Source organism: Knoellia pratensis (assembly GCF_042666395.1).
Classification (GTDB): Bacteria; Actinomycetota; Actinomycetes; order Actinomycetales; family Dermatophilaceae; genus Knoellia; species Knoellia pratensis.
Genome location: NZ_JBHTDJ010000003.1, coordinates 653492 through 679452, shown reverse-complemented (window position 1 = coordinate 679452; position 25961 = coordinate 653492). Strand labels below are relative to the sequence as shown.

At 67.3% G+C, this 25961-nt stretch carries 22 protein-coding genes; 10 read left to right on the top strand and 12 right to left on the bottom strand.

Annotation, left to right across the window (positions count from 1 at the left end):
• Nucleotides 1-12: 12 nt before the first annotated feature.
• Nucleotides 13-903 carry a formyltetrahydrofolate deformylase gene (purU, locus tag ACFQRE_RS13160; RefSeq protein WP_380123006.1) on the bottom strand — a complete coding sequence of 297 codons (891 nt, stop codon included), beginning with the start codon at nt 901-903 and terminating at the stop codon, nt 13-15.
• Nucleotides 900-1745: a PHP domain-containing protein gene (locus ACFQRE_RS13155; protein WP_380123004.1), complete on the bottom strand. Its 846-nt coding sequence runs from the start codon at nt 1743-1745 to the stop codon at nt 900-902. The genes purU and ACFQRE_RS13155 overlap by 4 nt, the downstream gene beginning before the upstream one ends.
• 126 nt (nt 1746-1871) lie before the next feature.
• On the opposite strand from ACFQRE_RS13155, the gene ACFQRE_RS13150 reads away from it, so the two are divergent.
• The 4 genes from ACFQRE_RS13150 (at nt 1872) to ACFQRE_RS13135 (ending at nt 4796) form a co-directional block, all read left to right on the top strand.
• The gene (locus ACFQRE_RS13150; RefSeq protein WP_380123001.1) at nt 1872-2378 is read left to right on the top strand and encodes a SigE family RNA polymerase sigma factor; all 507 of its coding nucleotides are present in this window, start codon (nt 1872-1874) and stop codon (nt 2376-2378) included.
• The gene (locus ACFQRE_RS13145; RefSeq protein WP_380122999.1) at nt 2375-3214 is read left to right on the top strand and encodes a hypothetical protein; all 840 of its coding nucleotides are present in this window, start codon (nt 2375-2377) and stop codon (nt 3212-3214) included. Before ACFQRE_RS13150 ends, ACFQRE_RS13145 begins: the two co-directional genes overlap by 4 nt.
• Before the next feature lie 87 nt (nt 3215-3301).
• A complete protein-coding gene (locus ACFQRE_RS13140) occupies nt 3302-3799 on the top strand; it encodes a SigE family RNA polymerase sigma factor (RefSeq protein ID WP_380122997.1) in 498 nt (165 codons plus the stop codon).
• The gene (locus tag ACFQRE_RS13135) at nt 3792-4796 is read left to right on the top strand and encodes a hypothetical protein (protein WP_380122995.1); all 1005 of its coding nucleotides are present in this window, start codon (nt 3792-3794) and stop codon (nt 4794-4796) included. Before ACFQRE_RS13140 ends, ACFQRE_RS13135 begins: the two co-directional genes overlap by 8 nt.
• A gap of 18 nt (nt 4797-4814) precedes the next feature.
• On the opposite strand, the gene ACFQRE_RS13130 is transcribed toward ACFQRE_RS13135, so the two are convergent.
• Complete coding sequence (locus ACFQRE_RS13130; protein ID WP_380122993.1) at nt 4815-5219, bottom strand: VOC family protein; 405 nt, start codon at nt 5217-5219, stop codon at nt 4815-4817.
• Between the two features lie 90 nt (nt 5220-5309).
• Between ACFQRE_RS13130 and ACFQRE_RS13125 the strand changes: the two genes are divergently transcribed.
• Both ACFQRE_RS13125 and ACFQRE_RS13120 read left to right on the top strand, forming a co-directional pair.
• Nucleotides 5310-5840 (top strand): SigE family RNA polymerase sigma factor, encoded by a 531-nt coding sequence (locus ACFQRE_RS13125; protein WP_380122991.1) that lies wholly within the window; start codon nt 5310-5312, stop codon nt 5838-5840.
• Nucleotides 5833-6855 carry a hypothetical protein gene (locus ACFQRE_RS13120; RefSeq protein WP_380122989.1) on the top strand — a complete coding sequence of 341 codons (1023 nt, stop codon included), beginning with the start codon at nt 5833-5835 and terminating at the stop codon, nt 6853-6855. The genes ACFQRE_RS13125 and ACFQRE_RS13120 overlap by 8 nt, the downstream gene beginning before the upstream one ends.
• An 83-nt stretch (nt 6856-6938) precedes the next feature.
• On the opposite strand, the gene ACFQRE_RS13115 is transcribed toward ACFQRE_RS13120, so the two are convergent.
• Nucleotides 6939-7466 carry a MaoC family dehydratase gene (locus tag ACFQRE_RS13115; protein WP_380122987.1) on the bottom strand — a complete coding sequence of 176 codons (528 nt, stop codon included), beginning with the start codon at nt 7464-7466 and terminating at the stop codon, nt 6939-6941.
• A 114-nt stretch (nt 7467-7580) separates the two neighbouring features.
• Between ACFQRE_RS13115 and glpK the strand changes: the two genes are divergently transcribed.
• Both glpK and ACFQRE_RS13105 read left to right on the top strand, forming a co-directional pair.
• Complete coding sequence (gene glpK, locus ACFQRE_RS13110) at nt 7581-9095, top strand: glycerol kinase GlpK (protein ID WP_380122985.1); 1515 nt, start codon at nt 7581-7583, stop codon at nt 9093-9095.
• A 106-nt stretch (nt 9096-9201) separates the two neighbouring features.
• Entirely contained in the window at nt 9202-10920 is a 1719-nt protein-coding gene (locus ACFQRE_RS13105) for a glycerol-3-phosphate dehydrogenase/oxidase (RefSeq protein ID WP_380124268.1), read from the top strand.
• A 66-nt stretch (nt 10921-10986) separates the two neighbouring features.
• Here ACFQRE_RS13105 and ACFQRE_RS13100 read toward each other — a convergent pair whose 3' ends face one another.
• Nucleotides 10987-12039: a DUF2332 domain-containing protein gene (locus ACFQRE_RS13100; RefSeq protein WP_380122983.1), complete on the bottom strand. Its 1053-nt coding sequence runs from the start codon at nt 12037-12039 to the stop codon at nt 10987-10989.
• Nucleotides 12040-12057: 18 nt separating this feature from the next.
• Here ACFQRE_RS13100 and ACFQRE_RS13095 point away from each other — a divergent pair, with 18 nt between their 5' ends.
• The gene (locus ACFQRE_RS13095) at nt 12058-13554 is read left to right on the top strand and encodes an aminopeptidase P family protein (RefSeq protein WP_380122981.1); all 1497 of its coding nucleotides are present in this window, start codon (nt 12058-12060) and stop codon (nt 13552-13554) included.
• Nucleotides 13555-13566: 12 nt separating this feature from the next.
• On the opposite strand, the gene ACFQRE_RS13090 is transcribed toward ACFQRE_RS13095, so the two are convergent.
• From ACFQRE_RS13090 to ACFQRE_RS13080, 3 genes are all read right to left on the bottom strand, one after another.
• Nucleotides 13567-14313: a PIG-L deacetylase family protein gene (locus ACFQRE_RS13090; RefSeq protein WP_380122978.1), complete on the bottom strand. Its 747-nt coding sequence runs from the start codon at nt 14311-14313 to the stop codon at nt 13567-13569.
• 36 nt (nt 14314-14349) lie between these two features.
• Complete coding sequence (locus tag ACFQRE_RS13085; RefSeq protein ID WP_380122976.1) at nt 14350-14934, bottom strand: general stress protein; 585 nt, start codon at nt 14932-14934, stop codon at nt 14350-14352.
• Between the two features lie 92 nt (nt 14935-15026).
• On the bottom strand, nt 15027-16241 hold the full coding sequence (locus tag ACFQRE_RS13080) for an acyl-CoA dehydrogenase family protein (RefSeq protein ID WP_380122974.1): 1215 nt from the start codon (nt 16239-16241) through the stop codon (nt 15027-15029).
• 270 nt (nt 16242-16511) lie between these two features.
• On the opposite strand from ACFQRE_RS13080, the gene ACFQRE_RS13075 reads away from it, so the two are divergent.
• Entirely contained in the window at nt 16512-17363 is an 852-nt protein-coding gene (locus tag ACFQRE_RS13075) for a serine protein kinase RIO (protein ID WP_380122972.1), read from the top strand.
• Between the two features lie 65 nt (nt 17364-17428).
• Here ACFQRE_RS13075 and ACFQRE_RS13070 read toward each other — a convergent pair whose 3' ends face one another.
• The 4 genes from ACFQRE_RS13070 to ACFQRE_RS13055 all read right to left on the bottom strand — a co-directional run bounded on the left by ACFQRE_RS13070 (nt 17429) and on the right by ACFQRE_RS13055 (nt 25870).
• Entirely contained in the window at nt 17429-19207 is a 1779-nt protein-coding gene (locus ACFQRE_RS13070; protein ID WP_380122970.1) for a glycoside hydrolase family 35 protein, read from the bottom strand.
• Nucleotides 19204-23547 (bottom strand): endo-alpha-N-acetylgalactosaminidase family protein, encoded by a 4344-nt coding sequence (locus ACFQRE_RS13065; protein WP_380122968.1) that lies wholly within the window; start codon nt 23545-23547, stop codon nt 19204-19206. Before ACFQRE_RS13065 ends, ACFQRE_RS13070 begins: the two co-directional genes overlap by 4 nt.
• A 119-nt stretch (nt 23548-23666) precedes the next feature.
• Entirely contained in the window at nt 23667-24932 is a 1266-nt protein-coding gene (locus ACFQRE_RS13060) for an ROK family transcriptional regulator (RefSeq protein ID WP_380122965.1), read from the bottom strand.
• A 167-nt stretch (nt 24933-25099) separates the two neighbouring features.
• A complete protein-coding gene (locus tag ACFQRE_RS13055) occupies nt 25100-25870 on the bottom strand; it encodes a L,D-transpeptidase family protein (RefSeq protein ID WP_380122963.1) in 771 nt (256 codons plus the stop codon).
• Nucleotides 25871-25961 lie beyond the last annotated feature (91 nt).

Below are 25961 nucleotides of genomic sequence, written 5' to 3'. Positions count from 1 at the left end.
GGCGCGCCAGAGTCAGCTGAAGACGACAGTGCGGTCCTCGTTGAGGATGACGCGGCTCTCGCAGTGCCACTTCACGGCGCGCGCGAAGACGCGGGACTCGACCTCTTCACCGGCGGAGACGAGGTCCTCGGCGTCCATGCGGTGGTCGACGCGGTGGATGTCCTGCTCGATGATCGGGCCCTCGTCGAGGTCGGCCGTGACGTAGTGAGCCGTCGCCCCGATGACCTTGACTCCGCGCGCATAGGCCTGGTGATAGGGCTTGGCGCCCTTGAAGCTCGGCAGGAACGAGTGGTGGATGTTGATGACCCGCCCACCGAGCTGTCGGCAGAGGTCGTCGCTCAGCACCTGCATGTAGCGGGCCAAGGCGATGAGCTCGACGTCGTGCTCCGCGACGAGTTCGAGCAGCTGCGCTTCGGCCTGCGCCTTGGTGTCGCGCGTGACCGGGATGTGGTGGAACGGGATGCCGTAGGAGCGAGCCATCGGCTCGAGGTCGGGGTGATTGCTGACGATGCCGACGATGTCGGCGTTGACCTGTCCGGACTTCCAGCGGAAGAGGAGGTCGTGCAGGACGTGGTCGAACCTGCTCACCATGACCAGCATCCGGTATGCCGTGACAGCTTTGCGCAGTTCCCACACCATATCGAACTCGGTTGCGACAGAAGCGAATTCACGGCGCCAGCATTCGACGTCGACGTTGGCGTCGCCCGTGTCACAACGCACCCGCATGAAGTAGCGCCCTGTGCGGTGGTCGCTGAACTGTTGGCTCTCCTCGATGTTGGCGCGTCGGTCGAGGAGGTGCTGGCTCACCGCTGCGACGATGCCGGGACGGTCGGGGCACGACAGGGTGAGGACGAGGTCGCCCTCGTCCTCGGGGTTCATGCGCCGGGAGACGCTTTCGGTCATGGTTGGACCACCTTCACGCCGTGGGACTGCTCGACGATACGGGACCACTGGCGCGGCTCCGTCGTGAACTCCCCGAGTCGGTTGAGCTTGCCCGTGCCGTGGTAGTCGCTGCTGCCCGTGATGACGAGGTCGTGGCGCTCGGCGAGGCGGACGGCCCGCTCGACGTCTGCCGGCTCGTGGTCGCGGTGATGGGCCTCGAGACCCGCCAACCCAACCGCGGCCAGCTCCTCGACCATGTCGTCACTGATCGTCGCGGTGCGCATGGCGAAGGGGTGTGCCAGAACGGGCACTCCCCCGGCACCTCGCACGAGACTGATCGCGGCAACGGGGTCCGGGGCGTAGTGGCCGACGTAGTACTTGCTGCCGTCGTGGAGCAGGTCGCGGAACGCCTCGTCCCTGTCCGGCACTACTCCGCTCACGACCAGAGCGTCTGCCAGGTGTGGGCGACCGAGGGTGGCTCCGGGTGCGACCTGGGCGCGCACCTCCTCGACCGTGATGGGTATGCCGTCATCGGCCATGCGTTGGACCATCCGGTCCATGCGACTCACCCGGCTGTCGCGAGCGCGAGCCAACTCGATCGCGAGGCGCGGGTCGTCAGGGTCCGGCAGGTAGCCGAGCAGGTGGATGCTGCGGTAGTCGCGACTGCACGAGATCTCGATGCCGCGCACCAGGTCGATGCCTTCGTGGATGGCGGCCTCGACCGCTTCGTCCCAGCCCGCCGTGGTGTCGTGGTCGGTGATCGCGATGGTGCTCAGACCGGCCACCTTGGCCGCCGCCACGAGTTCGGCAGGGCTCTCTGTCCCGTCGCTCGCGGTCGAGTGCGCGTGGAGGTCGATCTTCACGCTGCGTAGCCTATGCGGCAGCCGTGGGGACGGGGGTGTGCCACACAGAAGGTGACGGATGCCGCGCAAGGCAACCTTTTGCGGCATACCCCCGTAGTGCTGGGTGAGAACCACGAAGGGGGAGCCATGGGGCGGGAGTCCAAGTTGGAGCGCGACGCAGCGTTCAGTGCGTTCATGAGTGACGCGACACCGTCCCTCCTGCGCACCGCCTGGCTGCTCACGGGGTCGACCGATCGATCGCAGGAACTCGTGCAGGCCGCGTTCGTCAAGACGTATGCCGCGTGGCCCAAGGTGCGACGCGAGTCCGCCCTGGCCTATGCGCGGCGGATCCTCGTGAACCACAAGACCGACACGTGGCGCAAGACCTCACGCGAAGTCATCGTCGACGACGTACCTGAGCGCTCGGTCAGGCCGGACAGCAGCATCGAACATCGCGACCAGATTCTGCGAATGCTCGACCTGCTGCCGCGGCAACAACGCACAGTCGTGGTTCTCCGCTACTACCAGGACCATTCCGAGCAGCAGACCGCTGACCTGCTCGGGATCTCCGTCGGCGCCGTGAAGTCCGCAGCCTCACGTGGCCTGGCCACCCTCCGCACCGCCCACCCCTCCACCGAAGGGAGCCAGCGATGAGCCCCGACATTGAAGACCTGCTCAGGAGCGAGCTCCGAGGCGCCGCTTCCGGCGCCCCCCACCACCTCGGCGTCGACGACCAGGACCTGATAGCGCGCGGCCACCGCGCCGTGGTGCGACGCCGTGTCCTCTCCGTGGCCGGCGTCGCCGTTGCCACGCTGACGATCGCCGGAACCATCGGGATTCTCGCGCCCCGCGTCAGCAATGACGTCATGCCCGCCATCCCCACACCGACCGTCACACCCACCCCGGACGTCACGCCGACGACGACCTCGACGGCATCACCGTCCGCAACCGTGATCGCCACTCCATCAGCCACTCCCAGCTCGGCATCCGCATCCTCGACCCAGATAAGGACAGAGACACCGAGTGCGAGCACCACCTTGGCCGCAGGTCTTGAGTGGTCTGATCCCGTGACGGTGGGAGAGGTGGCCTATCGGGCCAGGCTCGTCCGCGACGGCATGGCTGGCGAATACCCGAACTACAAGGCGGAGTTGCGTGCCAACGGCTCGCTCGTGTTCACGCGGGATCACGCCAACGGCGAGCCTGGCCTCCGCATTGCTTCGGACCCTCACGTCATCTACGCATCGCACGTCGGACCCCTGTCCGATGTTGTTTCTGAGAACGGGCAGCCGGTCACGGGCGAGGAGTTCAAGTCGATCACCCTGCCCTACCCCGACACAGGTCATGAATATCCGCAGGGATCCATGACCTTTACCATCATCAACCTCCCCAGGCCCGCAAGCGCCACCGAGAACGGAAACGTGGCGAGCATGGTGGTGCGAAACACGGATGGGACCGAGTCCACGCTGTGCGAGGGGTATTGCTGGCCGTAGAACTGACATCCACGAGAAGTCAACCTTTCGAACCGGTCGCCCGTATCAGGGGCGTCCGGTTCGATGGAGATGAGAAGAGGTGGTGTCGTGATCAGGCGCAATGACGGGTCGTTCGACGAGTTCATGCGGTCGAGCTCACCGCGGCTGCTGCGGTTGGCGTGGCTGCTCACCGGTGGCGCCTCGAGCGCGGAGGACCTCGTCCAGGAGACCCTGGAGCGCGTCTATGTCGCCTGGTCGCGAATCGAGCCGGGCGGGACCCACAACTACGCCCGCCGCGTCCTCGTCAACCTCCACACCGACTCCCACCGGCGTCGCTGGCGCGAGAACCTCACCTCCGAGGTCCCCGAGCTCAGCCGCACCGACCGTTCCGACCAGGTCGCCCTCGCCGACCAGCTGACGACGGCGCTGGCTCAGCTCCCCGTGCGCGAACGGCAGTGCGTCGTCCTGCGCCACCACGCCGACCTCTCCGAACGCGAGGTCGCCGACGCCCTCAACATCAGCACCGGAACGGTCAAGTCCTCGACCTCGCGCGGCCTCGCCCGTCTGCGCACCGTTCTCGCCCCGCAAGGAGACCGTCATGTCTGACCCGATCCTCGAGCTGCTGGCCGCTCCCCCGAACCCTTCGATGACCGTCGACGAAACGGCGGTGTATGCCGGTGGGCGCCGTCGCCTGCGTCGACGGACGTTGCGCCGCACCGCAGTTGGCGTGGTCGGGGTCGTCGGTGTCGCCGCGATCGCGTTCGGCGCACTGGGTACGGGCATTGGTAACGATGCCCTGCCAGCCGGCCCGTCACCGTCCGCTTCCTCGTCCGGTCGCGTGTCGGCCGAACTGCTCGACGGCCGGTATGCCGTCGAGGTCATTCCCGGTGCCGGCGCGGACCAGCCCAACGTCATCTTCTCCTCGATCACCAACGGCAAGCGGACCCAACTCGCCGGCTCCAGCGCCTCCCCTGACGTTGTCTCCCTGGGCACGGGCAGTGGTGCCGACGGAGTCATGCTGGGCACCGCCCCCGCCGACCTGGCCAAGTCCCTCACGGTCGCGGACGGCGGGATCCAGCAGGACGAGGCTCTGCTGCCGGGGACCGACTACAAGGCCTACGCGCTCGAGTTCGACAACCCGTCTGATGTCGAGACCTACAGGGGCACGATCTGGATGGACGACACCGGCTCCGGCATTGTCCGCGACGCGATGGGCAACCGGCTTCCGAGCACCAAGCTCGCAGGATCGGACACCTTCTTCGTCGCCCGCGAGGCCAAGGTGATCGGGGTCTTCACCACTGATGGAGGATCGACCAAGCCGCTGCCGGCCGGTCCGGCCACCATGGGCTACGGAGAGAAGGCCAAGGGCGGACTGTGGTCCTGGCGCTCCGTGACGCTCTTGCCTACAGGTGCTCGCAGCATCGACTTCACCTGGAGCGGAGACGAATACCACTCCGAGGTGTTTGTGGAGCAGCTACCCGAAAGTGAGGGAGTCGCGGCGTTCGCGGACGGTTCAGCCGTCGGCACGAGCGCAGGCCCAATCGTGACGAAGGTGACGTGGACCGACAAGGCGGGTACACGGCATACCGAATCGGTGAACTGAAGCCCGGAAGAAGGGAACTCAGACGACGAGGTGGGCGTAGGGGTCGGGTCGTTCGGACTCGCTGCGCAGGATGCAGAACTCGTTGCCCTCGGGATCGAGGAGCGTGGCCCACCCACCGTCGGGCTTGCGCAGGTCCTGGTGCATCGACGCCCCATGGGCGAGCAGTCGCTCGACCTCTTCGTCCCGGGTGCGGTCGGTGGGGGTGAGGTCGAGGTGCAGCCGGTTCTTGATCGTCTTGCCCTCCGGTACCTCGATGAAGAGCACCCGCTGACGCCCGTCGGAGCTGAAGATCATGCACTCCTCGTGACCCGGCAGGTTCGGGTCCTTGGGGTCCTCCGACCAGCCGAGCACCTCACCCCACCAATGGGATTGGGCGTGCGCATCGCGTGAGTCGACCGTCGTGTGCGAGATCCGTGAAGTCATGACGGACACCCTCCCACCTCGGGTGTGACCGAGCCACCGAGATTTGGCACTCAACCTTTTGCCGGGGTGCTCCGTTCAAGGGGTGCAACGATGACCACCGAGATGGGGGCGAGGGGTGAGATGGCAGGAAATCACGACGACGCGTTCGCCGAGTTCGCGACCGCGGCGACGCCAGGTCTGCTCAGGACTGCGTGGCTGATCTGCGGCAACGCGTCACAGGCAGAGGACCTGGTGCAGTCGGCCATGGTCAAGGTCTACGTGCGCTGGGGCAAGCTGCGGCACGGGCAGCCACAGGCCTACGCCCGCAAGTGCATCCTCAACGCGCACATCGACAACCACCGACGGGGCAGGCACGAGAGCACGGTCCGTGAGCTGCCCGAACAGCACCACCACGACCGGGAGCCGGAGGACACCGACAGCGTCGTCCGCCTCCTCGCCACGCTGCCGACGCGCGAGCGCCAGGTCGTCGTGATGCGCCACTACGTCGGGCTCCCCGAGGCCGAGGTCGCCGACCTCCTCGGGATCAGCCTCGGCACTGTCAAGAGCAGCGCTTCTCGAGGACTCGCCAAGTTGCGCGAGGCACTCGCCGCCGAGGACCAGAAGGAGGACAACCATGTCTGACCACGAGTACGACGACATCCACGACCTGCTCGTCCGCGCACCATCTCCGGACCTGCACTACGACCTCGCTTCGACCCTGACCACGGGCCGGAAGATTCGCCGTCGCCGCCGCCTCGCTGCGGTCGGCGGTGGAGTCGCAACACTCGCAGCCGGGGCGATCGCCTTCGGTGCCTTCGGACCTCTCCCCGGTGGGGATACCCAACCCACCGGGCCGGGCACGGGTGCGGCGTCGGCAGAGATCCTCGACTACCGCTACGCCGTCGAGGTCGGGCCCTCTGGAGCCGGGCGTCCAGCCACTGTGACGGTCTTTTCTGTCGACGCCGGCAAGCGGACCCGGCTCGACAGATGGACCGCGAACCCCGGGGTGGTCACCCGCGCGCCCAAGGAAATCGCGCCAGGGATCCTGCTCGTCGTGGCGCCGGCGCGGGCCCGCACGTTCACCCTGGTCTCCGACGACGGCGTCATCCGGACCATCCCGGATGCCAAGCCGTTGGTCGGCACGGACTACCAGGCTGTGACCTTCCGCCTCCCAACCGAGACCACGGCAGGCAGGCCCAGTGACGTCATCTGGACCGACGACACCGGCGCCTTCAACCAGTCCGGCAAGCCCCTGCCGAGCGTCCTCAACCCCACCACCGAGGAAATCACCTTTCTGGACACCCAGCGGCGCCTCATCATCAGCCAGCGTCCCAACGGTGGTTCCGGCTCCGACTACCCGGAGGGCTCGACGCCGTGGACCGGCGATGGCTTCGACATCCGCTCGTCCAAGGTCCAGTTCCTCAGTGCGACGTTCGTCATCCCCACCCAGGGGCTCACGGCGACGGACACCACGGTGAGATGGAACAACGGCAACTCAACCGTTGCGACGAACCTCGGGAAGCCGGGAAGCGAGTGGACCTTCCTCCGCACTGAGCGCGAGGTGTCGCCGAAGGTGGAGGCCGGAGACGTCTACCCGACGGCAGTCGAGTGGACGGACGGATCGGGCACCCGCCACACGGAGCCCGTGAAGCGGTAGGTGCCCTGACAGCGCAACGCGAGCGGGCGGCATACCCAAGAATTTTGGGTATGCCGCCCGCTTGCGTTGCGAGAGAAGGAGACTCAGCCCTCGGCGGGCCAGTTCTTGTCCGGCTGCGGCACGGGGCGACCGGGCTGCTCGCCGCCACGAGCCTCGAGGTAGTTGTCCTTGGGGACCATGACCTTGCGGCGGAAGATGCAGACGACCTTGCCGTCCTGGTTGTAGCCGATGGTCTCGACGTGGACGACGCCGCGGTCGTCCTTGGAGGTGGACTCCCACTTGTCGAGGACGCGGGTCTCGCCGTAGAGCGTGTCGCCGTGGAACGTCGGGGCAACGTGACGCAGCGACTCGATCTCGAGGTTGGCGATCGCCTTGCCGCTGATGTCGGGCACGGACATGCCGAGCAGGATCGAGTAGACGTAGTTGCCGACGACGACGTTCTTGCCGAACTGCGTGGTCTCTGACGCGTAGTTCGTGTCGAGGTGCAGCGGGTGGTGGTTCATGGTCAACAGGCAGAACATGTGGTCGTCGAACTCGGTGACCGTCTTCCCGGGCCAGTGCTTGTAGGTCGCGCCGACCTCGAACTCTTCATAGCTGCGTCCGAATTGCATGGCGCCCATCCTTGCGTGCCGCTCGCTCCGACACAGCACCTTTGCCGCGTGCGTTCCCTCACAGGGCCCCTCACCTGCCGTCGTGGGCGGGTTCGAGCCCTAGGCTCTCGGTCCATGGCGGACTTCATCGGAGCAGTCGACCAGGGCACGACGAGCACGCGGTTCATGGTGTTCGACCACGATGGCCGTGAGGTCGCGCGCCACCAGCTCGAACACGATCAGATCCTCCCGCGCGCCGGATGGGTCGAGCACAACCCCCTGGAGATCTGGGACCGCACCCAGTCGGTCATCAACAGTGCCTTGACCAGCGCTGGTCTCGCCTCCACCGACCTTGCCGCGATCGGCATCACCAACCAGCGCGAAACGGCGATCGTGTGGGACCGGCGCAACGGACGGCCCTACTACAACGCCATCGTCTGGCAGGACACTCGCACCGACTCCATCGCCAAGGCCCTCGACGCCGACGAGCGGGGGCAGACGATCCGCCACAAGGCGGGGCTGCCCCCTGCGACCTACTTCTCGGCCGGCAAGCTCCAGTGGATCCTCGAGAACGTCGATGGTGTCCGCGAGGCCGCCGAGCGTGGCGACGCGATCTTCGGGACGCCCGACACCTATCTGGTCTGGAACCTCACGGGAGGTTCGCGTGGCGGCATCCACGCCACCGACGTCACCAACGCCAGCCGCACGATGCTCATGGACCTCACGACGCTGGAGTGGGACGACGAGCTCCTGAGCTTCTTCAACATCCCGCGCCGAATGCTGCCGGAGATTCACGCGAGCAGTGAGGCCACGGCATACGGGACGACGTCCGGGGAGCGCGGCACGGCGCAGGTGCCGATCACCGGAGTCCTCGGCGACCAGCAGGCCGCGACCGTCGGCCAGGTGTGCTTCGAGCCCGGCGAGGCCAAGAACACCTACGGCACCGGCAACTTCCTCCTGCTCAACACGGGCACAGAGCTCGTCCGCAGCAGCAACGGCTTGTTGACCACCGTTGCCTACCAATTCGGTTCTGCTGCACCGGTTTACGCCCTCGAAGGTTCGATCGCCGTCACCGGTAGCGCCGTCCAGTGGTTGCGCGACCAGCTGGGCATCATCTCGGGCGCATCCGAGATCGAGACGTTGGCGGGGCAGGTCGAGGACACGGGCGGCGTCTACTTCGTGCCGGCATTCAGCGGACTGTTCGCGCCCTACTGGCGCAGTGATGCCCGCGGCGCGATCGTCGGGCTGTCCCGGTTCAACACCAACGCCCACCTGGCCCGGGCCACTCTCGAGGCGATCTGTTATCAGAGCCGCGACGTCGCCGATGCGATGACCGCCGACTCCGGGGTCAAGATCGAGACCCTGCGCGTTGACGGTGGCGTCACGGCCAACCGTCTGTGCATGCAGCTCCAGGCCGACATCCTCGGGGTGCCCGTGAGCAAGCCCGTGGTCGCCGAGACGACGGCCCTCGGAGCGGCGTATGCCGCAGGGCTGGCCACCGGATTCTGGTCCGGTACCGATGAGCTCCGGGCGAAGTGGGCGCAGGACCAGCGCTGGGAGCCGAACTGGTCGGACGAACAGCGCAGGGACGGGTATGCCGGGTGGCGCAAGGCCGTCGAGCGCACCTTGGATTGGGTCGACGTCGACTGACCTGCGCCTGAGGGCAGGGCCAGCGCCTCGTGGACGATCTCGGAGAGGGTCGTTGGTCGTCTCCTGCGTAGCGGAAGAACTGAGGGCTGCAGGCATGGCCCGAACTATGCTGACGCGTGTGACCCTTTCACCCGCGGCACGTGCGTCCACCCTCGAACGGCTCCGGTCGGGAGAGGAGCTCGACGTCCTCGTCGTCGGCGGCGGTGTCGTCGGTTGTGGCGTGGCCCTGGATGCCGTCACCCGCGGCCTCTCCACCGGCCTCATCGAGGCCCGCGACTACGCCAGTGGGACGAGCTCGCGCTCCAGCAAGCTCATCCACGGCGGGCTGCGCTACCTCGAGATGCTCGACTTCGGACTCGTCCACGAGGCCCTCCAGGAGCGACGGCTCCTCCTGACCACGATCGCGCCGCACCTCGTGCGCCCGGTGCCGTTCATGTATCCCCTGAGCAAGCCTGCGTGGGAGCGCTTCTACGTCGGGTCGGGCATCGCCCTCTATGACGGGCTCGCGTTCGGGGTGCGTCAGACGGCGGGACTTCCCCGCCACCGGCACCTCGGCAAGAAGGCCGCGTTGCGACTCATGCCGAGCCTGCGCCCGGACGCCCTGACCGGCGCGATCCAGTACCACGACGCCCAGGTCGACGACGCCCGCTTCGTCCTCGAGCTGGCACGCACCGCAGCCATGCACGGCGCGCACGTCGTCAACCGCGTGGCGGCCGTGAGCATGCTGCGCTCGGCCGACAGCGAGAAGGTCATCGGTGTCCGGGCCCGGGACAACCGCACGGGCGAGGAGTTCGACATCCACGCGCGTCGCGTCATCGCAGCCGCCGGGGTATGGACCGACGAGATCCAGGCCATGCTCGGCGACGACGGACCACTCAAGGTCCGCTCCAGCAAGGGCATCCACCTGGTCGTGCCGCGCGACCGGATCACGTCGGAGACCGGCGTCATCCTGCGCACGGACAAGTCCGTCCTCTTCATCATCCCTTGGGACGAACACTGGATCATCGGCACCACCGACACCGACTGGAGCCTCGACAAGGCCCACCCTGCCGCGACCTCGGCGGACATCGACTACCTCCTCGAGACGGTGAACTCCGTGCTCGTCACTCCCCTGACGCGCGACGACATCGACGGCGTGTATGCCGGTCTGCGCCCGCTGATCTCGGGTGACGAAAAGGACGAGACGACCAAGGTTTCGCGTGAACACGTCGTCGCCACACCGGTTCCCGGGCTCACGCTCGTCGCCGGCGGCAAGTACACGACCTACCGGATCATGGCCAAGGACGCGGTCGACGAAGCCGTCAAGGACCTCGGGGTCGAGGTCGCTGAATCGTCCACCGACAAGGTGCCACTCGCGGGTGCGGTCGGCTGGGAATGGTTGAGCGAGCGCCCCCAGATCCTCGCCCGCTCGGCGGGCATCGACCAGGAGCACGTCGAGACCCTGCTCGAGCGCTACGGCACGCTCACCAAGGAGATCATCGCGCTCATCAACGCCCAGCCCGAGCTCGGTGAGCTCCTGCCCGGTGGCGAGACCCACCTCAAGGCCGAGATCGCCTATGCCGCAGCGACCGAGGGCGCGATGCACCTCACCGACATCCTCGCGAGGCGCACCCGCATCTCCATCGAGGCCCGCGACCGTGGCCTCAGTGCGGCACCCCACGCGGCTGCCCTGGCAGCGCCCATTCTCGGTTGGGACGAGGCTCGGGTGGCGCAGGAGATCGACATCTATCACCGCCGGGTCGAGGCCGAGATGTCGAGCCAGACCATGCCCGACGACGAGAGCGCTGACCAGGCTCGCCGCCTCGCCCCCGACTCCGCCCTCTGAACTCCCGTCCCAAACCCACCCAATTGGACGCTTGGGGACGTGCAGATTTCAATGTCCCCAAGCGTCCTATTGGGTGACTTCGGGACCGGTGTAGGTGAGGTTCAGGGGTGGGCCGTGGTAGGTGCAGTGGGCGATGACGTCGTCGTCGACCTCGACCTGTGGCTGCCACGTGCCAGACGTCGGCAACGGGGTCGGGTCCTCGAGGGCCACCCGAACAAGCGGCATCCGCGACCTGGCCTCGTCGATCGCGGCGAGCATCGCGGCATACTCGGCGGCCGGCCAGTACTGACGCGTGATCGAGTGCCACACCACCGTGAGCACGCCGTCCGGTGCCGGGACCGCCAACTGGTCCTGCACCCACTCGGCTGCGGGTGCACGGTCGATCACCACCGGATGCTCGCGCAGGGTCGCCAGGGCAGCAACGAGTCGTCCGTCGCGCCCGGGCATGTGCGGCCAGATGAACGAGCGCAGGTAGGCCTCCCCCTCGGCGGTGGTCGCATCGAACGGATCGAGGTCGCAGCCTCGACGCTCCACGACCTCGAAGGACTCGGGCAGGAAGCCAGGCGCGCCACACCCGTCCAGCACGAGGTGCGCGTTGTCCGGCCCGGCGTCCCAGCCATCACCCTCGAAACGGAACCGGTCGACCAGCAGGTTCAGCCCTGCTGAGGCGCCCGGCTCGAGCAGCCTCACGCTGCGAATCCCGCTGCGGCGCACAGCTTCTGACAAGCCCGTCAGCAACGCGATCGAGCGCCCCACCTCATTGGTCTGAGGCGCCACATCAAGCGCGCCCCGCAACTCAGCCACGTGCGCACGCAGGACGGGCTCGAGAGCCGACCACACGGCATACCGGTCGGCAGTTCCACCCACGGACGGATAGAACGACGCCAGCTCAGGTGCGTCCCCACGCAGCACGATCCGATGGATCCCGGCCAGCAGCCGGAGCTGCACCATGTCACCCGGCGGCGCGTCCTCGCGCCCCGCGAGGATCTCGCGCACCACGCCACCGCGCTCCCAATCGGCCGCCAGGTCGCGCAGGAGCACGCCGTAGAGGTGCTCCGTGCTTCCGCCGTAATGGTTTGCCATGCGCTCACCCAAGGTGGCTCCGTCGTAGGCACTCACACATGCCACGATAGGGGGGTGAGCGAAGAGCAGAAGCAAGCCGAGAACCGTGCCCGCCCGACGACCGAGGAGTTTCGCGGCTTCGTCCGTGAGGACTGGGCCGATCGCCGACCACAGTCCGGTGGCCAGGCGCCTTCGGCGGAGTATGCCGCGGCTCGCCGCGCGCTCGTGAGCGCCGCGTTCCCGAAGCAGCGGCTCATCGTCCCCGCCGGTGGCCTCAAGGTGCGCAGCAACGACTGCGACTACGTCTTCCGCCCCCACAGCGCCTTCGCCCACCTCACCGGCCTCGGCGCCGACCGTGAGCCCGACGCGGTGCTCGTCCTCGAACCGACCGACGACGGCCACGAGGCGATCCTCTACTTCCGCCCGCTCGGTGAGCGCGACAGTGACGACTTCTTCGCCGACGCCCGCTACGGCGAGTTCTGGGTCGGTGCCCGCCCGAGCCTGGCCGACCTCGAGCTCGAGCTCGGCCTGACCGCCCGCCACATCGACGAGTTCGAGGCCGCTGCGGCCAAGGACGCCGGCGAGGTCACCGTGCGTCTCGTGCGGGACGCCGACCGCGATCTGACTCGGGCGCTGGACAGCGCTCGTGTCGAGAACGGCGCCGCCGAGGAGACCCTCGCCGAGCACGACGATTCCCTCGCCCACGCGCTCTCCGTGCTCCGCCTCACCAAGGACGAGTTCGAGATCGAGCAGATGCGGGAGGCCGTCGCCGGCACGCACGTCGGCTTCGAGGCCGTCATCGCCGAGCTCGAGCGAGCCGTCGAGCTCGGTCGTGGTGAGCGCTGGATCGAAGGCATCTTCGGGCTGCACGCGCGCCACCAGGGCAACGGTGTCGGCTACGACTCCATCTGCGCGGCGGGCGATCACGCCAACACGTTGCACTGGATCAAGAACAGTGGCGATGTCGAGGACGGTGACCTCGTTCTGCTCGACGCCGGGGTCGAGGTCGACTCCCTCTACACCGCCGACATCACCCGCACCCTGCCCGTGAGCGGCACCTTCACGGACGCGCAGCGCGAGATCTACGACGCCGTGTATGCCGCGTCCGAGGCCGGGATCGCCGCGGCCCAGCCGGGGGCCAAGTTCTCCGACATCCACGCCGCCGCCATCCGCGTCATCGCCGAGCACCTGCACGCCTGGGGTCTGCTGCCCGAGGGTGTGAGTGTCGACGACACCCTTGACACCGAACACGGTCAGTACCACCGTCGCTGGATGGTTCACGGCACCTCGCACCACCTCGGCATCGACGTCCACGACTGCGCCCTCGCGACGCGCGCCGAATACATGGACGCCGAGCTCACGGCGGGCATGGTTCTCACCGTCGAGCCAGGCCTCTACTTCAAGGCCGACGACCTCAAGGTGCCCGAGCGGTTCCGTGGCATTGGAGTGCGCATCGAGGACGACATCGTCATCACCGCGGACGGCAACGAGAACCTCTCGGCCGCCATGCCGCGTTCCAGCGCCGATGTCGAAGCCTGGATCGCCGACATCCGCGCAGAGGTCGCTGACTGATCCTCTGGTCGGTCAGCGGCGGTTGACGACGTCGAGGGCGAGGGCGTGGGTGACGCCCTCGGCCTGGGCCGCCTTGGCGCCCATCTCGAGGATCATCGGCACCAGCTGGTCTGGCTTGGGGAACTCGTCCGGCAGGGCTGAGTTGTAGGCCGCGTGCTCCTCGAGCGATGCGACCGCCACGTCCACCTTGTCGCCGACGTCGACGTAGTGCGTCGGTGTCGGAGTGCCCATGAAGGCGAGCACTCCGACGTTCCACGGCTCGAAGCCCTCGTCGACGAGTTCGGGGAAGATCCAGCGGTTGCCCGCGTCCGCGACGGCGTCGGCGCAGGCCAATCCCACCGCCCGGTGGTCAGCCTGGTTCAGCATGCCCGCGACGAACCGGTTGCCGTAGTCCCCCGTGATGACGAGTTCGGGCTTCCTGCGCCGGATTTCACGCGCGATGTCTCGGCGGAGGTCGAGGGAGTACTCGACATTGCCGTCGGGATGGTCGCCGAAATCCACCTCGGTCACTCCGACGACGGCGGCACTCGCGCGCTCCTCAGCCTCACGAACTGGTCCCGCCTCAGCAGGAGCCATGGTGTCGATGCCGGCTTCACCACGAGTGAGCAGGAAGTAGGTCACGGTCTTGCCGGCCTCGGTCCAGCGCGCGACGGCCGCCGCTGTGCCGTACTCGATGTCGTCGGGGTGCGCGACCACGCACAGGACCGAGGAGAAGTCCTCGGCAAGAGGTTCCAGCGGGGCAGTCGAGGGCGCGTCCATCCCGTCAGGCTAGACCTGCTCCGGCGCAGGTTCGGGTCAGTTCGCGGAAGCCGGACCGTGCGACTCGGAACTGCGACGAGCGGCTTCCTGGGCACGCTGGGCCTCGGCCTGGGCAGCGGCCATCGGGTCCATCTCGGCGATGAGCTCGCGACCGCGCGTGGCGTGCTTGTGCTCCGTGAGGACTTCGTACTTCGTCGCGACAACCTGGGTCACGGAGGTGAAGTCACGCTGACCACCGGTGAGCGAGTAGCCGACCAGCGCCCAGATGGCCCCGAAGACGGAACCGAAGACGACGGTGGCGAGGACCGAGGTCCACGAGAACCCACTCGTGTCGAAGAGCGCGAAGATCAACCCGATGAGAAGACCGAGCCACGCTCCGGACAGCAAGCCACCCAGGAGGATGCGGCTGCGGGTCAACCGACCCGTGACCCGCTCGAGCTGCTTGAGGTCGGTGCCGACGATGAGGACGTTCTCCACCGGGAATTCGTGGTCGGAGAGGTAGTCGACAGCCTTCTGCGCCGAGGCGTAGGTGTCGTGGACGCCCAATGACATGGGGTACTCGAGGGAGAGGATCTTGGACGCGGCGGCAGCGCCGAGTCCACGCGTCGGTTGGGTGCTCATGCGCTCAGTCTCCCACCCGGAACTGGACGATGGCTGGGAGGTGACTGACCGGCATACCCGAGCATTGTTCGTCGCGCTCGTCAGTGAGGCGATCAGCGCTTGAGCGCGTACTCCTCCAGGAGGCGACGGCCGATGATCATCTTCTGGATCTCGGCCGTGCCCTCACCGATGAGCAGCATCGGGGCCTCGCGATAGAGGCGCTCGATCTCGTACTCCTTGGAGTAGCCGTAGCCACCGTGGATGCGGAACGACTGCTCGACGACGTCGTGGCAGTACTCGGCTGCGAGGTACTTGGCCATGCCGGCCTCGAGGTCATTGCGCTGACCTGAGTCCTTCAGACGCGCCGCCTTGACCATCATCTGGTGACCGGCCTCGACCTTGGTCGCCATGTCGGCCAGGCGGAACATGATCGCCTGGTGCTGCGCGATCTGCTTGCCGAACGTCTCACGCTGCTGTGCGTAGGTGATGCCGAGCTCGAAGGCGCGACGAGCCAGGCCGCAGGCGCGGGCGGCGACGTTGACGCGGCCGACCTCGACACCATCCATCATCTGGTAGAAGCCCTTGCCGGGCGCCCCACCGAGGATCTGCGCCGACGTGGTCTCGTAGTTCTCGAGCACCAATTCGGTTGTGTCGACGCCCTTGTAGCCCATCTTGTCGATCTTGCCGGGGATCGTGACACCAGGGGCGGTCTGCCCGAAGCCGGGCTCCTTCTCGACGAGGAAGGTGGTCATGTTCTTGTAGGGCGAGTCCGACTCACCGAGGTCGGTCTTGACCAGGACGGCCACGAGGTTCGACGAACCACCGTTGGTCAGCCACATCTTCTGGGCGTTGACGGTCCACTTCTGGTCGTCGCCCTCACCCTCGCCCGCAATGGCCTTCGACTTGATCGCTGCGACGTCGGAGCCCAGCCCCGGCTCGGACATCGAGAACGCGCCACGGACCTCACCCATCGCCATGCGCGGGAGGTAGCGCTGCTTCTGCTCCTCCGTGCCGTGCTGCAGCAGCATGTAGGCGACGATGAAGTGCGTGTTGATGATGCCGCTGACCGACATCCAGCCGCGCGCGATCTCCTCGACGCACAGCGCGTAGGTCAGCAGGGACTCGCCGAGGCCGCCGTACTCCTCGGGGATCATCAATCCGAAGATCCCCATCTCCTTCATGGCCTCGACGATCTGCGTGGGGTACTCGTCGGCGTGCTCGAGCTCCTGCGCGACCGGGATGATCTGCTCCTCGACGAACTGCCGCACGAGCTTGATGAGCTCGCTCTGCTCGTCGGTGAGACCTTCAGTGCGCTGGAGCCGAGACATGCGTGTGCGCCGCCTTCGTGAGGGGTTGGGAAACGACCATCTGAGTATGCCGTCCGCTCCCCTTCGCTCCCACCCGTCCAGTGTGTGAGTCCCCCCACCCCCACCACGGCCGAAAAAGGGGTGGCGCCACAGCGGCAGAGGCTGGGACGCTGGTTGCCAGCCGCACGGCATACGCAAGAGCCCGTGCACCGATTCCAAGGAGGCGTGACATGTCCACGACTGTCCTGGGCCGTTCCCGCGCCCTGTTCCTTCCCTCCTTGGAGTCCCACCTTGTCTGTTCACCGCAGTTCCACCGAGTCACAGCTCTTCGCTTCTGACAGCTGCCCTGACGCCCCACCCGAGGGCGAGCGCTGGTCCAGCTGGGACGGCGCCATGCACGGCCCCACACCCCGACCCGACTGGGTCATCACCGCTCTCGGCGCCGTCGAGGAGGATCTCGGCGTCCTCAAGACCGGCAAGGAGGCGGACGTCCACCTGATCCGACGTTGGGTGCCCGACGGTTCCGCCGAACCGGCAACACAGTCACTCCTCGCGGCCAAGCGCTACCGCGGGTCCGAGAACCGCCTGTTCCATCGCGATGGTGGCTACCTCGAGGGTCGTCGCGTGCGCAAGAGCCGCGAGATGCGCGCGATGGCTCGTCGCACCGAGTTCGGACGATCGATGATCGCCGGCCAGTGGGCGGCGGCCGAGTTCGACGCCCTCGGTCGACTCTGGGAGCTCGGTCTCCCGGTGCCCTATCCGGTGCAGCTCAGCGAGACCGAGATGCTCATGGAGTTCGTCGGCGACGGTCGCACCGCAGCACCGCGACTGGTGCAGACCAAGCCATCACCGGAGCTCCTTGCGCAGTTGTTCGAGGAGTTCCGCGGCGTCGTTCTCACCCTCGCGCAGGAGGGGTGGGCGCACGGTGACCTGTCCCCCTACAACGTCCTCGTTCACGACGACCACCTCGTCGTCATCGACTGGCCGCAGATCGTCGACGTCGTCGGCAATCCGCACGGGTTCGAGTTCCTCGAACGCGACGTCCGGGTGATGTGCGACTGGTTCACCCGCCGTGGACTCGATGTCGACGTCGATCTGCTCTTCGGCGACGTCGCGGCCATGGCTGCGGGCAGCGCCTGGTGACTCCCGTTGCGTCTGCGTATTCGGTGGTTCTAGCAACCACATGCGCAGACACAACGGTGAGTTGCTCAGCCGAGGTCGGGCTCCCCACGGAGCTCGACCTCGGTGCCCGGCTGCTCCATCTCCAAAATGATCAGATCGTTGGAACCGCTGCGCCACAACGGTGCTGGTGCATAGAGCGTCACTTGGGGACCGATCCCCCAGTAGCGGCCGAGCAACGTTCCGTTGAGCCAGAGGAACCCCTTGCCCCAACCGGGGAGCGCGAGGAAGCCGTCGGCCGGCGCGTCGATGTCGATGGCGCCTTTGGCGAACACGGGCCCGCGAGCTGCATCGACGACGGCATCGCCGAAGTCGAGCCGGTCGGTCAGGGAGGGGTCGTCGAGGCGGATGGCCGTCGACTCCCAACCGTGGACGTTGCGGTGCGCGATGCGAACTCCCTGGAGTCCCTTGCGCTCACCGATGGCCGCGCCGAAGTTGATCCGCCCTTGGTTCTCGACGATGACGTCGAACGTCGTGCGCGCTCCGTCGGGCCGAGCTGTCAGAGGCAAGGAGTGGCTCTCGCCGTTGCGGTCCACGCGGCCGAGCAGCGCACCGTCAACGAGGACGGTCGCGCGGTCAGCCAGGCCGTCCAACTCAAGGGTCCGACCATCCAGCGGCACGAGCGCGCTCCCGCGGTAGTGCACAAGTCCGTGGTCCTGACCGAGGGCCTCCATCGACTTCGGCACCGCCCCGGCCACCGGCTTGTCGAACAGGTCGAGAGTGTCGAGTAACGCCACCCATCCGTCGACCTCGACCGCCTGCGGAGCCAACCGCGGCGGAAGGGGCGGCGCCTCGGGAAGCTCGCTCCCGGCATACCGGCTGATGACCTCACGGAAGGCGTGGAACTTGGGCGTCAGCTCCCCCGCCTCGCCCACGGCCGCGTCGTAGTCGTAGCTCGTGACGGTCGGCTGGAGCTTCCCGTCCTCGACGTTGCACCCGCTCCACAGCCCGAAGTTCGTGCCGCCGTGCGCCATGTAGAAGTTGACGCTCCCGCCGGCGCGCAGGACGTCTTCCAGCACTCCGGCGGCGTCGTCGACGTCGCGGACGTGGTGCGGCTCGCCCCAGTGGTCGAACCAGCCGTTCCAGTACTCCATGACCATGTCCGGGCCGGCCGGCTGCACCTTGCGAAGCTCGGTGAACGCCTCGTCAGTGCGCGACCCGAAGTTCACCGTCGCGAGCACGCCGGGGATGGTGCCGTTGTCGAGCCAGTCAGGACCCGGGCCGTCGGACGTGAAGAGCAGGACGTCAACTCCCCTGTCCAGCAACCCTTTACGGCAGTGTTCAAGGTATGCCGCGTCGTCACCGTAGGAGCCGTACTCGTTCTCGACCTGGACGGCGACAACCGGTCCACCCGCTGTGGTCAGCAGCGGCTGGATGACGGGAACCACCGCGTCGAACCAGGCATCGACGGCCGCGAGGAACACCGGGTCGCTCGTCCGCAGGGCGATGTCCGGCTCGGTCATCAACCACGAGGGCAGCCCGCCGAAGTCCCACTCGGCGCAGATGTAGGGACCCGGCCGGACGATGACGTCGAGACCGAGATCCCCGGCGAGAGTGACGAACTGCGCCAGGTCGCGCGGCCCGGTGAAGTCGATCTCGCCACGAACGCGCTCGTGGAAGTTCCACGCGACATAGGTCTCGATGGTGTTGAGCCCCATCGCCGCGAGGCGGCGCAACCGGTCCTCCCAGAGGTCGGGGTGGATCCGGAAGTAGTGGATCGCCCCGCTGATCACGCGGTGCGACTCACCGCCCCGACTGAACGCGCCATCTCGCACCTCGAGGTGGCGGGCTCCAGCCGCATCGGTCATGCGTAGAACTCCAGCTCGGCGATCGACGCGAACGGCAACCCGTTGTGCGAGTTCAGTCCGACCACCTTGACGTAGCGCGCCGCTTGGGGTGACGTGAAGGTCACCTTCTGGGGCGTCGTCGCCGTGGTGAACGCTCCGGAGGCCACTGGCGCACCCCACGACGAACCATCCGCCGAGACGTAGACCTGGTAGTCCTTGATCCGACCGTTGGCACCCGACGGGCGTCCCTGAACCGTGATGGACGCGAGTGTCTGGGTGGCACCCAGGTTGACGGCAACGAAGTGCGGGAACGGAGCCTCGCGCGCCTCCCACTCGGAGTGCCAGATCGTCGAGGTGTCACCGTCGAGGACGTTGGTGGCTGCGCCGTCCTCGCCACTGATCTCTTGGGAGTCGAAGGAGTGGATCGACATGCCCTGCTTGGGCAACGGCAGGGCCGGCTGGTTGACCCGCTTGCCCCACACGTTGAGCTCACTGGCACCACCGAAGACAGCACCGTTGATCGAGCTGAGTCCGACGAGCCTGACGTAGCGGCCGCGCTTGACCGGGAAGGCCAGGTGCTGGACGCCCGTCGTGCTGGTGAAGTTCCCGGCCTTGACCGGCGTGCCCCACGTCGCGTTGTCGGTGCTGACGTAGACCTCGTAGCCCTTCATCGAACCGTTGCCGATGCGCACCTGGTAGTCGAAGCCGTCGACGTCATAGTCCTCGCCGAGGTCGAGCGTGATCCAGTGCGGGTAGGGCTTGTCCGGGTCGACCTGCGACCACGCCGAGTGCCACATGGTCCCGGGGTTGCCGTCGATCGCCGCACCGGCGGAGCCATCACCAGAACCGGGCTCGGCATCGCTCACACCTGCCACGGCGAGCCGCGACTGAGGGATGAGCCCCGCAGGAAGGGTGGCGACGTTGATGCTCGTCTCGATCGTGCGGGGTTCACCGTCGACCGAGTAGGTGGCTGTCGCGCTCAACGGGTGGTTGCCCGCGACGTCTGCCGGGGCGATGACCCGCCACGTGGTCTTCACTGTCGCCCCGGGAGCGACGGACGCGAAGGTTGCCGGGGTCGTTGCCGTCACGGTCCAGCCGGCGGGGGCCCTGAGCGCCACTGTGACACCGGTCGCCGCCTGCGTCTCGACGTTGGTGAAGCTCGTCGACACCTGACTGACCTCGCCGGGGACGACACCACTGGTCGGACCGGTGATCTCGAGTCGGGCGCACGCACCCGCGGCGTCCGAGACACCGAGGTCGGTGACCTGCAGGTTGTCGAGGATGAAGTCCGCCTGGGCATTCCCCACCGCGTTGCGGCGCAGCCCGATGAAGGTGTCACCACAGGAGCCCGCCGTGAACTCACGAGCGAAGCGGGCGGTGGTGCGCTGCTGGCCGAAGGTGTCGGCCGTCAGCTCGGACGTCCGGGTCTCCCCCGCGACCACCTGGTCGACACCCGTGACGAACGAGTAGGCACCCGCCGTCGCGTTCTGCTGGTCGAACTCCACCTTGTAGCGGTGCCCGGCCTCGAAGGGGACGGTGCCAGCCCACGTGCGATAGGTCAGACCGGTCGCTTCCTCGTGCGCCTTGAGCGACCACTCACCAGCGAGCACGTCGTCGACGAGCTTGCCGTTCCAACCGGCCTGGGTGAAGGGAGCGTTGATCCGCGAGATGTGGGTCCGGGCGTCGCCGCCGGCCTGCGCCGGTCCGGAGACGAAGGGCCACCAGCCCTGGTCGACGCCTTCGTAGTCCTGCTTCGCGATGACGTTGCCAGTAGGTGCCGTCTCAGTCGTCACGACGACTCGGACGTCATCGACGAGCACCGCAGCGCTGCCGGCCCCGACGGTCAGGGCCAAGGTGGCCCGGCCGTCGCTCGGAGCCGTGAACAGCACGCGAACCCTCTGGAAATTCGTCCCCAGCAGTTCGTTGGAGGCTTCCGCATTGCGCACTGTCGACCGCTCGATGGAGTTCGCGACGTCGACCCCCGAACCCTTGACCGACAGCGTCGTCGAGCGCGTGGCGCCGGGAGCGACCTGCACCCAGGCGGAGGCGGCATACGTCCTGCCCGCCGTGAGCCCGGTGAGCGATTGGGAGATCGAGGACGCGCCAGAGCCGACGCTGGCGACGCGCTGGCCCGTCTCCGTCCGGGTCTGCGTGACCGCCCCGGTCGGGCTCCACACGTCGAGCGAACCACCGTTGAAGCCAGGGTCCTTCACCGGCGTGCCGAAGCCATAGGCCGGGTCCACCTGCGCGGGTGCCTGGTTGGGATAGAGCACGTATGCCGTGTTGGCCTTCGCCGTGAGCGTCACCGAGTTCTTGGTGTTGGCGACCGTGCCAACCTTGGTCCGACCGGTCTCGCTCAGTTCGTAGACAGTGAACGTGGACGCCCTGCGCAGCTTGGGTGCGAGCTTCCAGGTCGTCGTGCCACCATCGGCGTTGTAGTGGTAGGCCTTTGTGGGCTGGTGCGGCGTCTCATCGCCCCACGGCAGGAGGTAGGCGTCACCGTCGAGGACCTTGGCGTCGGCGACGAAGAGCTGCCGGACGCCGTCCTTCGATGTCCCTCGCACGCCACCGTCGAAGGTGATGTCGGTCGTGCCCGTGGCCGAGGTCCATTTCGTGATGTCGAAGTGCTGGAGGAACTTCGTGGGGAGCTGCCCCGTCCAGACGTTCTTCATCAGCGCGTTCCAGTCGTGGTGACCCGTCCACCCCTCGGCCTCGACGATCGTCGAACCACCGAGGATGGGGTCCGGGTTGAAGACATCCTTCTCACCGTTGCGGATGAAGCGCACGATCGTGCTGTTGACGCCCTTGTTGGTCACGCCGCCATAGTTGCGGTCGACGGCCCAGTGCGACCACGTGTTGTCCCGCTCCATCGCGTAGGCCCACTCCGAGCCCATCTGCCAACCCTGCTTGCGCAGCGCCTGGTTCATGGAGTCCGGGATCCAGCCGTAGCCGTAGTAGACGTCCCAGTAGAGCGCGTCGAGCTTGCCACCGGTCTCGTCGCGCAGCTGCTGCGTGCGCCCCAGGAGGTCGCCGGTGTTGAGGTCGGATCGCTGGTTCATGTAGTAGCTCTGGTTGAGCCAGTTCCAGCCGGGCTTGGTCTTGTCGACGAGCTCCTCGCTGAAGGCTCGCGCCTCCGGATAGGACTCGGTCGCGTTGACGTGGACGCCGAAGTTCGCGCCGACCTTCTCACCTTCGGTGAGCAGGGTGTTGAGGTCCTTCAGGCCTCCAGCGCGCTCGTTGTAGTTGCCGGCGTAGTCCGGGTGGGCGCTGTCGTGGCCCTCGGCCCCATATCCCTTGAGGAGGGCGAACTGGCCGAGCCCGTCGGTCGCTGCCGCGATGCGCTTGGTGTCGTCGAGCGTGCGCAGGAACGGGTGTGTTGCAAGGCTGCTGAAGTTGAAGGGAATCCGCTGCACGACGCGGTTCGGCACGTCCTCGGCCCCGTTCGGCACATAGGCGATGTCCCGGAAGGCGACAGCGCCGTCCTGCCAGTTCACGGCGGCATCGGCGTTGCGGTCGCCAGTGACGACAACCTTGGCCCAGGGCAGCTCACTCTGGGCTGGGGCCCCTTCACCGCGCACAGTCCACTGCCCGGGGGCGATCCCGACGCGCTTGGAACCGTCTGTGTCGGCGCGCACCTGGTGCCAGAGTCGGCCGTTGTCCTTGGTCGTGGCACCCGCAGGCTTGTCATAGGTGCCGTTGGTCTCGACGGACGCCGCGAGCTGCGCCGTGTTGACGATCCCGTAGGCGGCACCGACCGGCGCGCTCTGGACGGCATCCGTGGCCTTGACGGGTGCAATGACGTCGGCGTTGCGGGTCGAGTTGGTGTCGATCGTGGTGAAGGCCGTCGTCGCGCCCGGCTGCGCACTCGAGACCGAGACGAGGTCGAGACCTGGGATGTCGACGGTGCCGACCTTGACGCTTGCCGAGTCGGTCACCTTGGTGACGCGCCAGGTGAGAACGCTGCCCTCGACCGTGACGGTCAGCTCGATGCGCACATCGGGGAGATCGGCAAAGGTCAGGGCGTATGCCGCGGAGCTGGCTCCCGGGGTCACGGTCGCCACCGCGACGCGGGGCGTGCCGTTGATCGTCACCGAGTTCAGCGCGTCGGACTGCCCGCCCAACCGGGCTCCCGTCACGACGGACCGGTAGGCCAGCGTCTGCGGGAACGTGGGGCTGAGCTGCACTTCGAGGTCCGCCGAGGCGATGACCACCGGAGCTGCGGCCGTGTCGACCGAGGGGGCAACGGCGCTCGCCGTGGAGCCCGCCGCCCACGCCGGGGTCGTCGCGAGGCCACCAACGGCGACCGCGCAAATGCTCGCTGCAGCGGCGAGCCGCCGGGATGTGTGCTGGGACCTGCGCATTGCAACCGCCTCCGGATTAATACGTTCACTCAGTGAACGAAATATGGCAGCGCGCTGAATGGCCTGTCAACCCTTGGCCCACACGGATCAGACGAGCGGTCGCTCCGGTGACGAGGTGATCACGCGGGCGGGACCGTCGTGGGGTCCTCGAACACGGCCTCGAGCGCCGCGAGAGCACCCCCACGGCAGGCGGCACTCAGGCCGAGCGCGGAGGCGACCACCAGGACCTCACTCCCTGCATCCATCCGACGCTCGTCCAAGGCCGACTTCACCGGCGCCAGGAGGTGCTCGCCGAACGAAGCGAAATAGCCGCCCAGCACGATCAGCCTCGGGTTCAGCACGTCGACGAGGACCGACAGCCCTCGGATGAGGTCGCTGGCGATCGTGGCCAGAGCCGCGATCGTGCGGGCGTCGCCGGCAGAGGCTCGCTCGCGCAGGATCTCGAGACGATCATCCATCGACCGCCTGGATTCGTGGACGATGTCGCCGTCCGGTGCCGCCAGGCGAAGAAAGTGGTGCAGGCCCACGACGAGCTCCCAGCACCCCCGACGACCACAGCTGCACTCCATCTCGCTCGGCCCGAGGGCCAAGTGCCCCACCTCGCCGGAGAAGCCCGACCAGCCCCGGACCAACCGTCCCTCGGCAATGATGCCGGCGCCCACGCCGACCTCCCCCGACAGGTACACGAGGTCTTGGACCTCGGATTCGACGTAGCCGGCATACTCCGCGACAGCGGCCAGCTTCGCGTCGTTCTCAAGGTGAATCTCGGGGCACTCAGGGCCAATTCGCTCGGTGAGGCCCGCCGCCAGGGCGACCGCACGCCAGCCGAGGTTGGGCGCGAACCGCACCATGCCGGCGTCATAGTCGATGACTCCGGGTGGTGCGACCGTGAAACCGACGACGATGTAGCCGGCGCTACGCAGTGACTCGAGCGTGCGGAGTGCTATGCCTGCCACACGGTCGAGAACAACGTCGACGGGGAGGTCCGGCACATCCATCGGGGTGATGCTCTCGCGGATGACATTGCCGGTCAGATCAACTGCGGTCACGGCCACGTAGTCGATCGAGATCTCCAGACCGAGGCCCGCGACCCGACGGCCGTCGAGGTTCACCGTGAGCCCTGGTCGACCGACCGATCCGCCCCGGTGGATCTCACCCTCACGCACCAGACCGCGCTCGGCGAGATCGGCGATGAGGCTGGACGCGGTGGCCTTCGAGAGGCCGGTCTCCGTGGCCAAAGTGGCTCGCGAGCGCCCGCCGTGGATCTGCAGCTGACGCAGGATGAGGCCCATGTTGGCGGCCCTCATCTGAGCCTGGTCGAGGCGCCCGGACCGGGGCGTTCGACGCACGGAGCGCGACTGCGTGACACTGGCCTGGGTCGACACGGCACCTTCTTCGACAGCGGTCCGGGGTCAACCCCGGAAGGAGGCGGATCGAGACCCGATCCGATGATTTCGGGTCACCATCGCGCTGCGGCCAGTTTAGGCCACGGGGCGAACGAACCTGCGAAGAACGCGGGTTTGAGTGACGTCTGTGCCGCTCCGGACGGGTGTCAGTAGATCCAGACCTTGCGACCGACGACCGTCCAGCTCTCGGCGTACAACTTGTCCATCGCGGCGGTGCTGACGCGGCAGCAGCCGTGCGATGCGGGGTACGGCGGGATGGAACTGGAACCATGAATGGCCCAGCTGTTCTTGAAGTACGTCGGTCGCCACATCGCACCGAGCGAGCCGTTCTGCCAACCCTGCGTCCACCGGTAGTAGATCGAGAAGCTGCCCTTGGGCGTGTAGGCGGTGCGCCACTCACCCTGGGAGTAGTAGCGCTCGCCGCTCCCCGTGCTCGTGTTGATCGTGTACATGAGCTTGCCGTCGCGAACGAACATGAGGGTGTTCTCGGCGAGGTCACACTCGATGACAATCCCGGACGTGGAGCGGGGGTTGCCCTTCACTCCGGCGTCCAGGAGGTTCCAGGCAAGGTCATCGACCTTCCCCGTGCGACTGACATGGGCCACTTTCTGCAGCGCCCACACGGCCTGCTGCGTCAGTGAGCCGAACGAGCCGTCGCTGGCACCGCACCAGTAGCCGAGCGCGTTGAGCCTGACCTGTGCGGCCTTGACGTGCTCATTCGCGTCGCCGAGCTTCACGACCGGGCGAATGACCAGCGGAGGGTGCACGGGCGGAGTCGCGGCCTTGTCCCGACGCTTCTCCCACACGGTGTCGGCTGCCGCGGGGCCGGCCGTGACCGTCAGGGCGGTCAACAGGCCACCACCCCCGGCCGCGCTCAGCGCCGCGCGACGCGTCGCCTTTCGTCCCAAGATCTCCATGCTCCCCTTGCCCCTTCGTGCCGTGAACGTGCTCCACTTCCCAGACGCTCCAGCCCACCACACGGTTGCACGAATTCGCCGGGAATGGCCG